The sequence below is a fragment of the Streptomyces sp. NBC_00989 genome, from assembly GCF_045162655.1.
In the GTDB taxonomy this organism is placed as follows: domain Bacteria; phylum Actinomycetota; class Actinomycetes; order Streptomycetales; family Streptomycetaceae; genus Streptomyces.
Window position 1 is genome coordinate 3,815,235 of sequence record NZ_CP108728.1, and the last position, 13,316, is coordinate 3,828,550.

Below are 13,316 nucleotides of genomic sequence, written 5' to 3' on the forward strand. Positions count from 1 at the left end.
CGACATCGAGGGGCCAACTCCGGCTGGAGTCGGCCCCTTTGTCGTACCCCCCTGCCACAATGAACGCTCTTCGGTTCGGCGAGGGGGACGGGATGAGCGCGGAGGCGGCGGCACTGCGTCTGGGGACGACCGTGGTGAAGGCGGCGGCGCAGACGTGGCTGGGAGGCAAGCGGCGCGAGCAGGAGCGCCGGCTGCCGATGGACGATCTCGTACGGCTGCGGGTGTCGGGGCTGCGCCAACAGCGCAGCGTCCAGCGCCAGTTCGAGGAGATGGCCGACACGGTGGCCGCGCGGATCGAGCCGTTCCTGGCCCAAGAGTTCCGCGGCCTGGACGAGAGCGGCCGGGAGGCGGCGCTCAACGGGGTGTGCCACACCTTCGCGCGCGCCGACCTGTCGGACGAGGCGGTCCTGGCGGCCGACGCGCAGCCGGCCGAACTGATCCGCCGCATCACGGCGTCGGTGAGCCCGCCGGTCGGCCTGAACGAACCCGAGACGCGCCTCTACGAACTCCTCTTCAGCGAGTGCTGCGAGTACTACGTCAGCATCGTGCGGACCCTCCCGGTCTTCGAGGAACGGACTCTGGCCGAACTCCTGGCCCGCACCAGCTCGTTGAGCGACCGGGTCGCCCGCGTCCTCGAACGGCTCCCCGACCGCTCCCTGTTCGCCCCGGACGGCACCGACCAGGACCAGGAGTTCCGCCGCTGGTACATGGAGTTGGTCAGCAACACCCTCGACGAGGTCGAACTGTTCCGCCGTACGTCCGACCGCGCCGCCGCGCAGGTACGGCTGTCGGTGGCCTACGTCAGCCTGCGCGCCACGGGTGACGACGGAACCCGGCGCCGCTCCGTCCGCGCACTACCGCTCAGGCCGGACCTGAGCGGCTGGGAGGAGTCCGGGACGGAGAGTTCCGGGATGCGGGTGGAGTCCGCGCTCGGCGGGGCCTCCAGGGTGCTGTTGCGCGGCGAGGCGGGCTCCGGCAAGACGACGCTGCTGCGCTGGCTGGCGATCACGGCGGCCCGGGGCGCCTTCACCGCCGAACTGGCCGACTGGAACGGCCTCACGCCCGTCTTCGTCAAGCTCCGCGAGTACAGCGGCCGTCAACTCCCCAAGAAGCCCGAGGAGTTGCTGGACGGTGTCGCCGGGAACATCACCGGGATCATGCCCAGGGGCTGGGTGGAGCGCCAACTCCGGGACAACAAGGTCCTGTTGCTGGTGGACGGAGTGGACGAACTCCTCGGCTCGGAGCGGCGGTTGGTGCGTGACTGGCTGCGCAAGCTGCTTGGGGCCTACGGCGGCATACGGGTCGTAGTGACCTCGCGTCCGACCGCGGCCGGAGCGGACTGGCTGCGCCGGGAGGACTTCACCGCGCTCCACCTGGACCGGATGACCCCACCGGACCTGGCCGCGTTCGTACGGCAGTGGCACGAGGCCGTACGGGAACTGGGCGACGAACTCCCCTGCGGCGTCGACGAGTTGCCGCGCTACGAGCAATCCCTGCTCAACAGCCTCAAGGACCGCGCCCACCTCCAGTCCCTGGCGGGCACCCCGCTGCTCGCCGCCATGCTCTGCGCGATGCACCTGAACCGGGGCAGCCAACTCCCCCGCGACCGCATGGAGTTGTACCGCAACGCCCTCCACACCCTGGTCCACGACCGCGACGCCGACCGGAACGTACCGAGCGCGCTGGACAGCAAACTCAGCCTCAGCGACAAGCTGGTCGTACTGCGGGATCTCGCCTGGCGCCTCTCGGACAACAACCGTAGCGAGATCGCCCTGGACCAGGCGGCCGTCCATGTCGCCTCGAAACTCTCCGCGATGCGGCACCTGGAGGTACAGGACGGTCTCGGTGTCCTGGAACAGCTAAGGGACCGCTCCGGCATCCTCCGCTCCCCCGTCGAGGGCCGCCTCGACTTCGTCCACCGGACCATCCAGGAGTATCTGGCCGCGGAGGAGGCGACGGAGGAGGACCGGATCGGCAATCTGGTCGGGCGGGCGCATCTGGATCTGTGGCGCGAGACGATCATCATGGCCGCGGGGCATGCCAACTCCCGTCAGAGGCAGGAGTTGTTGGACGGGATCCTTGATCGGGCGGAGGCGGAGCCGCGGTATGCGCGGGGGCTGCGGTTGCTCGCGGCTTCGTGTCAGGAAACGTTGCCGACGATTCCGGACGGGCTGGCGGGGCGGTTGGACGGAGCTATGTCGGCGCTGCTTCCGGCTCGGCGGGTCACAGATCCCCCCGCTCTGGCTGCTGTGGGGACGAGCCTGTTGCGGCGATTGCCGCGTTCTCTGGGCGAATTGACGGAGAAGGCCGCGGTGCAGACGGTGCGAACCGTGGCGATGATCGGGGGTGAGGAGGCGTTGGTGTTGATGGTGGGGTACACGGGGGACCGGCGCCCCCGCGTCATCAACGAAATCATCGAAGCCTGGGCGTACTTCGATGCGGACGCCTACGGCGAGCAGGTATTGGCCGGGCTGCCGTTGGAGAAGCACGCCGTGAAGCTCAGGCACTCCCAGCAGTGGCGCGCAGCGACTCGGTTGAAGTCCATCACTAGGCTTTCGATCCACTACCCGTTCCCGGCACTCGCTGCCATGGACCAGCTCCCACCCATACAGCGCCTGTCGGTCTACAACCTCCGTGGTCCCGGAGACCTTTCAGTGCTGATGGCTCACCCACACCTGCAGTGGTTCACGCTCTTTGGGCAAGCAAAGCTGCACGGGCTCGAATCTGTGGAGAACCTACGGAGCCTCTTCCACCTGGGGCTCGGCCGCAGTGCCACGGCCGACCTGGACAGTCTGCGTCTTGGGCCGACAATGTCCTGGTTGAGCCTCTACGGGCTAAGCGGGACCAGCGAACTGACCGCCTTGAGGAATTTCCGCGATGTCGCAGACCTCTTCCTGTCGACCGCGAGCACATGTACGCCGCGTGGCCTGAGCAGCGTCTCCGCCATGCCCGGGCTCCATGTCCTCCGCTTCACCGCCATGCACTTGCCGGAATGGCTGACAGCACGTGAACCCCTTCCGGCCGAACTGCGGATGCTCACGCTGGATGGCTGCGTCATGCCTGGGGACCCCCATGCCTACCGCGACCTCAGTTCCCTCAACTCGCTGTCCATCAGATCCTGCCGGACTCCCGACGGCACCCCCATCACCGCCCTCGACCTCCCGGTCAAGAACCTCACCATCACCTGACCCACAAACGCCAACGGCCCCACCCTCCCGAAGAAGAGTGGGGCCGCCGTGAACGCGCTAAAAGAGGCTCAGTGCCAGCTGTGCGGAGCCCGGAATCCACCCTCGCGCTCCAGCCGACGCCAGCCGGCCTTAGGAAGCGGACGGTGAGCCGGAGCTTCGGCAGGCGTGGCCGCCGCGCGGGCCAGGAGGATGGCCGTGATGGCGGCGACTTCCTCGGGCTCGGCGTGGCCCTTCTCGACACGAATGTCAGGGGTGCTCATAGGTTCAGTCTCCGTGGCTGAGGTTTCCGCACGGGTAGCGCGGAGGGTCCGCTGGGTTACTGCGGGGGGTTGCCGTGCTTACGCGAGGGCAGGTCGGCGTGCTTGGTGTGCAGCATCGCTAGCGACTTGATGAGTACTTCGCGGGTCTCGGCGGGGTCGATGACGTCGTCGACGAGTCCGCGCTCAGCCGCGTAATACGGGTGCATCAGCTCGGACTTGTACTCCTTGACCATGCGCGTCCGCATCGCCTCGGGGTCCTCGGCGTCGGCGATCTGGCGGCGGAAGATGACGTTGGCGGCACCTTCGGCGCCCATCACGGCGATCTCGTTGGTGGGCCAGGCGTAGGTGAGGTCGGCGCCGATGGACTGGCTGTCCATGACGATGTAGGCACCTCCGTACGCCTTGCGCAGGATGAGCGAAATCCTCGGCACGGTGGCGTTGCAGTACGCGTAGAGCAGCTTCGCTCCGTGCCGGATGATTCCGCCGTGCTCCTGGTCGACGCCGGGAAGGAATCCCGGAACGTCCAGGAACGTAACGATCGGAATGTTAAAAGCGTCACACATCTGGACAAAGCGCGCAGCTTTTTCGCTGGCCTCGATGTCCAGGACGCCCGCGAGGGTCTGCGGCTGGTTGGCGACGATGCCGACGACCTGGCCGTCGAGGCGGGCCAGCGCGCAGATGATGTTGCGGGCCCAACGCTCGTGGATCTCCAGGTAGTCGCCGTCGTCGACGATCTCCTCGATGACCTTGGTCATGTCGTACGGCCGGTTGCCGTCGGCCGGGACCAGGTCCAGCAGGATGTCCGAGCGGCGCTCGGCCTCGTCGCTCGACTCCGCGCGGGGCGGGTTCTCGCGGTTGTTCTGCGGGAGCATCGACAGGAGGTAGCGCACCTCGGCGAGGCAGGTCTCCTCGTCGTCGTAGGCGAAGTGACAGACGCCGGAGGTCTCGGCGTGCACGTCGGCGCCGCCGAGGCCGTTCTGCGAGATCTCCTCGCCGGTGACCGCCTTGACGACGTCCGGGCCGGTGATGAACATCTGCGAGGTCTCGCGGACCATGAACACGAAGTCGGTGAGGGCGGGGCTGTAGGCCGCGCCGCCCGCACACGGGCCGAGCATCACGGAGATCTGCGGGATGACCCCGGAGGCCTTGGTGTTGCGCTGGAAGATACCGCCGTACCCGGCGAGGGCGGAGACGCCCTCCTGGATACGCGCGCCCGCGCCGTCGTTCAGGGAGACCAGGGGCGCGCCGGCCGCGATGGCCATGTCCATGATCTTGTGGATCTTCGTGGCGTGGGCCTCGCCCAGCGCGCCGCCGAAGATCCGGAAGTCGTGCGCGTAGACGAACACCGTGCGGCCCTCGACCGTGCCCCAGCCGGTGATGACACCGTCGGTGTACGGCTTCTTGGCCTCAAGGCCGAAGCCCACGGCGCGGTGCCGCCGCAGCTGCTCGACCTCACGGAAGGACCCGGGGTCGAGGAGCAGGTCGATACGCTCCCGGCCGGTCAGCTTCCCCTTGGCGTGCTGCGCCTCGGTCGCCTTCTCGCTCGGGCCGGCCAGTGCCCGCGCACGGATCTCGTGCAGTTCGGCCACTCGCCCGCGCGCGTCCGTCGGCTCACCCGGCGCCTCATCCAAAACGGTCATGTACTGACCCTACGAAGCACACCAAGGAAAGGGCGCCGTCGACTCTGCACAGTCTCCGGCCCGTTTTCCTGGTACCCCTGAACAGAACCTCACCGGCATGCAGCCGTTCCGACTGCTCACGGGGCATGCTGGTTGTAGGGGTTACACAAAGCCGACAGCTGAGAGCCACCTCACATTCAGGTGCGGCTGATGCCATCCCCAGGGTGATTTCCGGAGTGGCTCCCGGAGTGGTTCCCGCGTTGCCGGGGCCGCCCGGAGGGCGTACTCGTAGTAGTTGGCACAACACCCTGCGGATGATGTTGAAAATTGAATGGAATAGGTCTACGGTCCTTCGTGTTGGCATCGTTGAACGTTCAACAGATTCATCCCCGCACACTCCCTGTCCCCTTTAGGAGCACGTCATGGGCATCTTCGGCCGCAAGAACGACGACACCGACACCACCTCGGCCCCCGCCGCCGGCAACCCCGACCTCGCCGCGCTGACCGGCGACTACGCGATCGACCCGTCGCACACCACGCTCGGCTTCACCGCCCGCCACGCGATGGTCACCAACGTCAAGGGCAAGTTCCTCGACTTCACCGGCACGCTGCACCTGGACGGGTCCGACCCGGCCAAATCCACCGCGTCCTTCGACGTGAAGATGGACAGCATCGACACCGGCTCGGCGGACCGCGACGGTCACCTCAAGAGCGCGGACTTCTTCAAGACGGAGGAGTTCCCCACGATGACCTTCCGCTCCACCTCGGCCGAGGCCCTCGGCGGCGACGACTACCGCATCACCGGTGACCTGGAGATCCTCGGCACCACCAAGCCGATCACCATCGACCTGGAGTTCAACGGCGCCGCGAAGGACCCGTTCGGCAACGAGCGCGTCGGCTTCGAGGGCAAGGCCGAGATCCTGCGCTCCGACTTCGGCCTCACCTGGAACGCGGCGCTGGAGACCGGTGGCGTCCTCGTCTCCGAGAAGATCAAGCTGAACTTCGACATCTCGGCGATCAAGAGCGCCTGAGGCCCAGCCAGACCGCCAGATCCTCGATCTCGGCGTCCACGGCATCGGCGATGCTCCGGGTGAACTCGACGTCCTGATGGACGGCGTTCACCAGGAGCACGCCGGCCTTGCGGTCGGCGGTGGCGTCGACCTTTCCGACGAGCTGGTCGCCGTGCAGGATCGGCAGGGCGAAGTAACCCCAGCGGCGCTTCTCGGCCGGCTTGTACATCTCCAACTGGTAGTCGTAGCCGAAGAGTTCGGTGGTGCGCTTCCGGTCGTGAATCAGCCGGTCGAAGGGCGACAGCAGTGCGGCCCGGCCGGTGAACGGCCGCTCCAGGTACGCCGGATCGACCCGCCACTCCCCCTTCACCCCCTCGACGACGGCCGGTTCGCCGGCCCCGCCGACGACGGCGGGTTCGACCGGGAGTGCGGTGCCGGTGGCCCTGGCGATACCGAGCGCGCGCAGTCTCCGTTCGTCGCGGAGACGGCGCGCTTCTTCGCGCGGGACGGCGGGTTCGTCCGGGTAGACGCGTGCCGCCAGGTCCCAGAGGCGTTCTCGTCCCGCCCGCCCCGCGATCGCGACTTCCCCTCGCAGCACCATCAGCTCCAGGAGCTGGCCGACGTTGCGGTTGTGCGTCCAGCCGGAGGACTTCCACGGCACCGCGCACGTGTCGGGCAACTCCCTTGAGGTGAGCGGCCCTTGACCGCCGAGCCGCTCCAGGATGTCGCGCCTGCACGCGTCGTTGGCGGCGACCCACTCGCGGTAGTGCTTCGACTCCCTTTCCCATACGGCCATGTCGGCGCGGTAGAGCGCCAGGTCCTCGCTCGGGCGGATCATCGCGCGGAGTTCGAGGAGGCCGCGGTTCGCGAGCGCGGCGGTGAGGTCTTCCCGTGCGTACGACGAACCGAGGCGGCTCCACGCGACCAGGTCGGCGTTGGGCGCGATCGCGGCGGTCGGGTCGATCTGGAGCAGGGTCAACTGCCGTACGACGGAGTGCAGTTCGGTGGGGCGGTGGGCGTCGAGGAGTTGGGCCTGGACGGCGATGCGGCGGGCTTGGGGGCGGGTGAGTTCATGCATGGGTGCCAGTCTCCCGGGCTCCGTCGGCTCCGCGCCGCACAGCCGGGTCCCACAATCCGCGCACTTGGGTCCCACAACTCCGCCACGGCATCGACAGCACCTCGCGTTGCAATCGAGAACGCCGAGGTGTGAGGATGCCGCCATGGTTGACGACGGGGGGAGTTCCTCGCTGCCCGCACAGGCGCGAAGGTCACCGTTTGCTGAATATGCGGACATGGCCACGCCGGCATCGAGCGACTCGGATGTGTCCACACCGGACTGGCTCAAGCCGCATGTCCCCGGGGAGCGCGCCGGTCCGGCCGCACCACCGGACGCGGTACCGGCGCCGGCCGAGGCACCGAAGCCGCCCCGGGACGACCCCCCTCCCAAGGACCCCGAGGACCCCGAAGTGGCGGCCTGCAGGCGGGCGTTTGCAAAGCTGCTGGGCGAGTTCCGCAGCACGGCGGTCCTCGTTCCGCTCGGTGACGGACCCGGCCCGGACGAGGAACGCGGCCTGCTCACCGCGGACTTCGACGGCATCCGCTTCATCCTCGCCTTCTCCGACGAACAGGCCCTGGCCCGCTACGCCCAGGCACGCGGCGCGTACACCCGCGAGTGGACGTACCAGTCGATCCTCGGCGCCCGCTTGCTGGACGTGGCGGTGCCCGCGGCGGGAGTGCCGTGCGGGGTGGCGCTGGACTGCGCGGACGGACCGGACGGGATGGTGTTCCCGCCGGTGCGGGGGATCGTGCCGGACGAGGCGGCGCTCGACGGTGCCGACGACACCACGCGGGATGTGTCATGAGCGGCGGGGGCGGGTCCGGCGAGGACCTCAAGGCGCAGGGTCTGGAGCTCATCGCGAAGGGCCTGACCGAGGCGCTCGGTGAGCTCAAGGAACTGGGCATGGTCGGGGTGGCCGGCGCCGGGCGCGGCTTCAGCGACATCGGCCTGTCCGGACTGGAGCTGGGCACGGACGACGTGAAGGACGCGTTGGGCTCGTTCTGCACACGCTGGGAGTGGGGTGTGCGCACGCTGATCAACGAGGGGAACGAGTTCGCGCAGGGGGTCGGCCTGTCGGCGGGCACGTACTACGAGACCGAGCAGTACGTCGAGGGAACCTTCAAGGTCGTCGCGAACGCGGCGATCGGCAACCCGTACGCGTCCGAGGACGAGGTCACCCAGGAGGGCTGGGGCGACATCTACGACTCCGGGATCTACAGCGGCAACACGGACTTCAGCGCCGACTCGTGGAAGCAGGCGAACGAGAACGTCGAGCAGGGCTGGAAGGACGCGGGCCGGGACGTGATGACCTCTTCCACGATGGGCCCGATGGGCCTGAACCCGCAGAACCTGCACGGCACGCTCGGGGTGTCCGACACCGAGTACGAGAAGTGGCTGGACAGCACCTTCGGCCCGTCCGCCGAGGAGCGTGCCCAGGCCGCGCGGCAACAGCAGGGTGTGCAGGGCGAGGGGGGCGGCTGATGGGCCTCGGAGATCTCGTCGGCGACATCAAGGATGGTCTCAACTCCGGTCTGAAGGCCGGCGAGGACCTGATCGACGCGGGCGAGGAGAAGCTCGGCGAGGCCGTCGACTACGGCAGCGACAAGCTCGGCGACGGCCTCGACTACGTGGGTCTGGACAAGGCCGGTGACTGGGTCCACGAAGCGGGCGACCAAGTGGCCGCGAACCTGGGCGCCACCCCCAGCGAGCAGAGCCTGGGCCACACCGACGACCCCACCGAGCTGGTGCACGGCAACCCCGGGAAGGTCCGGGAGAGCGCCAAGCACCTGAAGGACTTCTTCACCGCCTTCGACCATGTCGGGCAGGGCATGAAGAAGGTGAGCTCGCCGGGGTGGAGCGGCGAGGCCGCGGACGCCTTCCGCGAGAAGTTCGAGATGCACCCCACCAAGTGGCTCCAGGCCGCCGATGCCTGCGAGGACGCGGCCACGGCCCTGGACTCGTACGCGGACACCATCAAGTGGGCGCAGGACAAGGCCCATGAGGCCATCGACCAGTACAAGCGGGGCACGAAGAGCTACGAGACCGCGGCCGACGCGTACAACAAGAAGGTCCGCGCCTACAACGCCAAGGGCCTGACCGGCGAGGACCCCGGCCCGAAGCCCGAGCCCTTCGACGAATCCGTGGGCAAGGCCGACATGAACAGGGCCGCGGACATCCTTGAGGACGCCCGCCGGGGCCGTAACGAGGCATCGGCCAGGGCCGCCGCCGCGATCAGGGCCGCCCTTGCCCACGCGCCCGCCGAACCGCCGCCGCTGGACCGCATCCAGGACGACGTCACCGACGGCTTCCAGGCGTACCACATGGAACTCGCCCACGTCGGCGGAGGCATCCTCAAGGGAACCGCGGGCCTGGTCAACCTCGCCCGCGGTCTCAACCCGATGGACCCCTACGCGCTGACGCACCCGGCCGCGTACTACCAGAACGTCAACATGACGCTCTCCGGCCTGGTCTCCACCGCCGCCCACCCCGAGCGTGTCCTCCAGGCCGCCGTCGACGGCTTCAAGAAGGACCCCTCCGAGTTCATCGGCCGTCTCATCCCCGAACTCGTCGGGACCAAGGGCGCGGGCCTGGCCAAGGGCGGGCTACGGCTGGCCATGGAGGAGGGCGCGGAGGGCGCCGCGTCGACCCTGGCGTCCAAGGGGGTGCGGTACGGGGAGGACCTGAGCAAGGCGGGCGTGCACGCGGACTCGGTCGAGTCCGGGATGGCGCAGAAGTTCCTGGACGACCAGCATCCGTCGCTCGATCACCTCGACGACGGTCTCCAGGACGCCCAGAAGCTCTCGCACGACGACTTCGACAAGCTCAGCTCCGAGCAGAAGCACGCGGCGGCCTCTGCCGAGCTGTATGACGGGGCGCACGCGTTCCCGGACACGGACGCGGCGATTTCGTACGGAAGGGATGTCTGGAACGACTACGCGGACAATCTCCCCGAATCAACGAAGAAGTCGCTTCTCGACTATACGAATGAGCTGGGCAAGCCGAATCCCGAAAACGCCACCTACAAGGAAATGAACGGGTACCTCCGCGGTAACGCCGACCTGGGTACTCCGGACGTCCTCCGGAATATCGAGAACACGGACAAGGCGCTGGCCGGAACCCCGGTGCCGCAGGACCTCACGGTGGTCCGCGGACAAGGCGTCGACTACTTGGGGGCCGATACACCCGCCGAACTCGTCGGCAGGAAGATCACGGACGAGGGCTACATCTCCACCTCGCTCGGCGACAACGGCGCCGTGCCCGCATACGCGAACAAGGAAGGCATCCTGCACCTCCGGGTTCCTGAGGGAACTCCGGCTCTATGGGTGGAGAATGTCGGCACGTTCGGTATGGGTGAGCGGGAGCTGCTCCTCGGACGCGGCACCTCGTACGAGGTGACGCGCGCCTTCATGGAGAACGGCCAGTGGCACATCTACGGCAACGTCCTGCCGAAGTAGCGGAAGAGGAAAGCTCAGATGAACTCCGACCATGACGCCAAGCCCCGCTTCGTCAAGCGAACGACCAACCCTCGCATCCACGAGGACGACGGGGCGGGCCTCATCGTCTCCGGGGGGCCGCCGCGCTACGCGTTCCGGACCAGCGGTTCCGTGCGCCACGTGGCTGTGGCCGACAACGGCAACGACCTGCTCGGCTACTTGTGGTTCAACGACGAGGACGAGGCGGCGAGTTGGGTCCCGATCAGGAAGAGAGGCGACGACGGCGTCAATCGGGGCGCCGTATGGACCGGTCGGCTTGAGGAGGCCAAGGCCCGCGGGCTCACGCCGTCCCAGGCGGTGACCGAGCTTGTCGAGCAGTGGCCTTCCTCCAGCTCGTCGCACATTGTCGAGGGTTCCCTCGCCGAGGCCACGAGCTTGCAAGCGCTCAGGGAACTCGCCGGCCACCCCCTTGTGGAACGCGTCAGGAAAGCCGCCGCCGCCTCCCTCTTCGGCCTGGCCATCGGCGACGCCATGGGCTACCCCACCGAGTTCCTGAACATGGCGCAGATCACCGCGAAGTTCGGTCCGTGGCTCAAGATGGGCCTGCCCCTTTCCGAAGGTGACATCGCCCGGGTCAGCGACGACACCCAGATGGCACTGGCCGTAGGGGAAGCCCTGGTGGAGGCGAGCGCAGGTGACCCCGCCCCCGGAACCCGAGTGACCCGAGGGACCCGCGGCGCGGCCGCAGCCGCCACCGCCCTCACCCCGGCCACGGTCGAAGCCGCCCTGCGCAAGCACTTCGTGGCCTGGCTGCACGACCCGGACAACAACCGCGCCCCCGGCCAGACCTGCCTCACCGCCTGCACCAACCTGGAACGCGGCCTGCGCTGGCAGGACGCCACCGTCCTCGGCTCCAAGGGCTGCGGCGCCAACATGCGCGTCACGCCGGTCGCCCTCATCCCCGGTCTGAGCGCCGAACAGCGGGCGGGAATCGCCCAGTTGCAGGCGGCGATGACCCACGGCCACCCCACCGCGCTGGCGGCGAGCGACCTCACCGCCCACGCCACGTGGCTCCTGGCCCACGGCTGCACCCTCGCCGACCTCCTCCCCCGCCTCCGCGCCTACGCGCAGGAGTCCCGCCACACCTACCACGCCGACTGGCTGGGCGACCTGTACGCCAAGGCGGGCGCCCCCGACCCGGCGGCGTTCATCGCCTTCGGCTGGGACGAGTGCCTGCGCGCCCTGGACACCGCGGCGACCGCCCTGCGCGCCATGGACCAGGAGAGAGACCCGTCCGAGGTGGTCGGCGCCGGCTGGGTCGCCGAGGAGGCCCTCGCCACGGCCCTGTACTGCTTCCTCGTCGTCGAGGGCGACGCACGCTCATCGGTCATGCGCGCCTCCCACTCGTCCGGCGACTCCGACTCGATCGCGGCTCTGACCGGAGCCTTCGCGGGGGCCAAGCACGGCCTCCTCTACTGGGTGCCGGAGTGGCGCGAGGCCCTGGAGTACAAGGACCGGATCACGGCGCTGGCCGCCGTATGGGACGACGCGGCCTGACGCGCGAAGGACGGACGACGGACAGAGGCAGACAGATGACGGTCGCCACCGCGGACCCCGCCCGGCGGGCGACGGCATGGCTCGACGCGCTCTACGGCGGGCTCGTCGAACTCGCCGTGCCGCACCCCGTGCACGAGACGAAATCGTCCTGGTTGATGGCCTGCCGCACCCTGAACCAGCCCGGCTTCCCGCGCACACCGATGCTGGCGGCCTCCGTCGTGGTGCCCAAGATCGGCGGCTTCCCCTTCCACCCGGCATCGAGCGCGCCCTTCGCGGACCTGGAACCGGCATCGCCGGAGGAGGCCGCCCGCCGGGTCACCGCCCAGAACCGCAGGATCAACGCCCGCGGCTGTGTCACCGCCGTCGACGCGATGATCGACGGCAGCCAGTCGGTCGCCCTGCCCTGGCAGCCGGCCCACGAGGCGCCCGGCTGGTGGAGCCGACTGCATCGCCGTTACTTCCCGGGCTTCGAGCACGTACCCGTCCACAATTGGACCGCCATCGTCCGAGCCGTCCGCGACCCGGGTCCGGGCACGCGTGGTGTGGTCTGGGTACGGCGGGAGATCGGCGGGCAGGAGGCGACCGGGAACCTGGTCCATGTGCACAACGACCGGGGGCAGGCGGTGTTTCTGGACGGGATCACCGCGGCCCTGGCCCGGCTCGACACGGAATCGGTGCGGGAACTGGTTCTCGTACGGCAACTGCCCTGACCCTGACCCGCTCAGCCGTACCCCACCGCGAACTCGCACCACACCACCTTCCCCGGCGCCCGTTCCCCCACCCCCCACTTGTCCGCGAGCACGGAGACCAGCATCAGGCCGCGTCCGTCCTCCGCGTGGAGGTCCCGGTACGGGGTCCTGACCTTGCGGAGTTCGCCGGTGCCGCTGTCGTGGACCTCGACGCGGAGGACTCCGTCCAGGTGGATACGGAGACGGAGGGCGAGGCCCCGGCCCGGTGGTACGCCGTGCAGGATCGCGTTCGTCGTCAACTCGCTTACGCAGAGCAGGACATCGTCGGTCCGGTCGGTGATCTCCCAGTCGGCGAGGGTGTTCCGGGTGAACTCGCGGGCCAGGGCGACTGATCTGCGGTCGCGTCGGTAGAACGCCTCGCGGGTGTGGCCTTGTTGGAGTTGTTCGTTCATGGGGCCACTGTCACAGGCAGTCACTATCGTGGGTCAGTGAGTGAGGTCGT

General features: G+C 68.6%; 11 protein-coding genes. 7 read left to right on the top strand and 4 right to left on the bottom strand.

The window, feature by feature from the left end:
* Positions 1–59 precede the first annotated feature (59 nt).
* A complete protein-coding gene (locus tag OG714_RS16310; RefSeq protein WP_406121680.1) occupies positions 60–3,188 on the top strand; it encodes an NACHT domain-containing protein in 3,129 nt (1,042 codons plus the stop codon).
* 68 nt (positions 3,189–3,256) lie between these two features.
* Here OG714_RS16310 and OG714_RS16315 read toward each other — a convergent pair whose 3' ends face one another.
* Both OG714_RS16315 and OG714_RS16320 read right to left on the bottom strand, forming a co-directional pair.
* Positions 3,257–3,448: an acyl-CoA carboxylase subunit epsilon gene (locus OG714_RS16315; protein WP_019058638.1), complete on the bottom strand. Its 192-nt coding sequence runs from the start codon at positions 3,446–3,448 to the stop codon at positions 3,257–3,259.
* Positions 3,449–3,504: 56 nt separating this feature from the next.
* On the bottom strand, positions 3,505–5,088 hold the full coding sequence (locus OG714_RS16320) for an acyl-CoA carboxylase subunit beta (RefSeq protein ID WP_406121682.1): 1,584 nt from the start codon (positions 5,086–5,088) through the stop codon (positions 3,505–3,507).
* A gap of 401 nt (positions 5,089–5,489) precedes the next feature.
* Here OG714_RS16320 and OG714_RS16325 point away from each other — a divergent pair, with 401 nt between their 5' ends.
* Positions 5,490–6,098 (top strand): YceI family protein, encoded by a 609-nt coding sequence (locus OG714_RS16325; RefSeq protein ID WP_406121684.1) that lies wholly within the window; start codon positions 5,490–5,492, stop codon positions 6,096–6,098.
* Here the strand turns inward: OG714_RS16325 and OG714_RS16330 are convergent.
* Positions 6,085–7,155, bottom strand: coding sequence for a DNA glycosylase AlkZ-like family protein (locus tag OG714_RS16330; RefSeq protein WP_406121686.1), 1,071 nt, complete (start codon positions 7,153–7,155; stop codon positions 6,085–6,087). The two genes, OG714_RS16325 and OG714_RS16330, sit on opposite strands and share 14 nt — an antisense overlap.
* Positions 7,156–7,369: 214 nt before the next feature.
* On the opposite strand from OG714_RS16330, the gene OG714_RS16335 reads away from it, so the two are divergent.
* The 5 genes from OG714_RS16335 (at position 7,370) to OG714_RS16355 (ending at position 12,835) form a co-directional block, all read left to right on the top strand.
* Positions 7,370–7,939 (top strand): hypothetical protein, encoded by a 570-nt coding sequence (locus OG714_RS16335; RefSeq protein WP_406121687.1) that lies wholly within the window; start codon positions 7,370–7,372, stop codon positions 7,937–7,939.
* Positions 7,936–8,616, top strand: coding sequence for a hypothetical protein (locus OG714_RS16340; protein ID WP_406121688.1), 681 nt, complete (start codon positions 7,936–7,938; stop codon positions 8,614–8,616). Before OG714_RS16335 ends, OG714_RS16340 begins: the two co-directional genes overlap by 4 nt.
* Complete coding sequence (locus tag OG714_RS16345) at positions 8,616–10,589, top strand: putative T7SS-secreted protein (RefSeq protein ID WP_406121690.1); 1,974 nt, start codon at positions 8,616–8,618, stop codon at positions 10,587–10,589. The genes OG714_RS16340 and OG714_RS16345 overlap by 1 nt, the downstream gene beginning before the upstream one ends.
* Positions 10,590–11,039: 450 nt before the next feature.
* Positions 11,040–12,125 (top strand): ADP-ribosylglycohydrolase family protein, encoded by a 1,086-nt coding sequence (locus OG714_RS16350; RefSeq protein ID WP_406131841.1) that lies wholly within the window; start codon positions 11,040–11,042, stop codon positions 12,123–12,125.
* 35 nt (positions 12,126–12,160) lie between these two features.
* Positions 12,161–12,835 (top strand): toxin glutamine deamidase domain-containing protein, encoded by a 675-nt coding sequence (locus OG714_RS16355; RefSeq protein WP_406121692.1) that lies wholly within the window; start codon positions 12,161–12,163, stop codon positions 12,833–12,835.
* Positions 12,836–12,846: 11 nt separating this feature from the next.
* On the opposite strand, the gene OG714_RS16360 is transcribed toward OG714_RS16355, so the two are convergent.
* The gene (locus OG714_RS16360; RefSeq protein ID WP_406121694.1) at positions 12,847–13,266 is read right to left on the bottom strand and encodes an ATP-binding protein; all 420 of its coding nucleotides are present in this window, start codon (positions 13,264–13,266) and stop codon (positions 12,847–12,849) included.
* Positions 13,267–13,316 lie beyond the last annotated feature (50 nt).

Bases quoted from the DNA above. Each gene is read 5' to 3' on its own strand.
- OG714_RS16325 (WP_406121684.1), top strand. From the start codon at position 5,490: ATGGGCATCTTCGGCCGCAAGAACGACGACACCGACACCACCTCGGCC.
- OG714_RS16340 (WP_406121688.1), top strand. From the start codon at position 7,936: ATGAGCGGCGGGGGCGGGTCCGGCGAGGACCTCAAGGCGCAGGGTCTG.
- OG714_RS16345 (WP_406121690.1), top strand. From the start codon at position 8,616: ATGGGCCTCGGAGATCTCGTCGGCGACATCAAGGATGGTCTCAACTCC.
- OG714_RS16360 (WP_406121694.1), bottom strand. From the start codon at position 13,266: ATGAACGAACAACTCCAACAAGGCCACACCCGCGAGGCGTTCTACCGA.
- OG714_RS16315 (WP_019058638.1), bottom strand. From the start codon at position 3,448: ATGAGCACCCCTGACATTCGTGTCGAGAAGGGCCACGCCGAGCCCGAG.
- OG714_RS16330 (WP_406121686.1), bottom strand. From the start codon at position 7,155: ATGCATGAACTCACCCGCCCCCAAGCCCGCCGCATCGCCGTCCAGGCC.
- OG714_RS16355 (WP_406121692.1), top strand. From the start codon at position 12,161: ATGACGGTCGCCACCGCGGACCCCGCCCGGCGGGCGACGGCATGGCTC.
- OG714_RS16335 (WP_406121687.1), top strand. From the start codon at position 7,370: ATGGCCACGCCGGCATCGAGCGACTCGGATGTGTCCACACCGGACTGG.
- OG714_RS16310 (WP_406121680.1), top strand. From the start codon at position 60: ATGAACGCTCTTCGGTTCGGCGAGGGGGACGGGATGAGCGCGGAGGCG.
- OG714_RS16320 (WP_406121682.1), bottom strand. From the start codon at position 5,088: ATGACCGTTTTGGATGAGGCGCCGGGTGAGCCGACGGACGCGCGCGGG.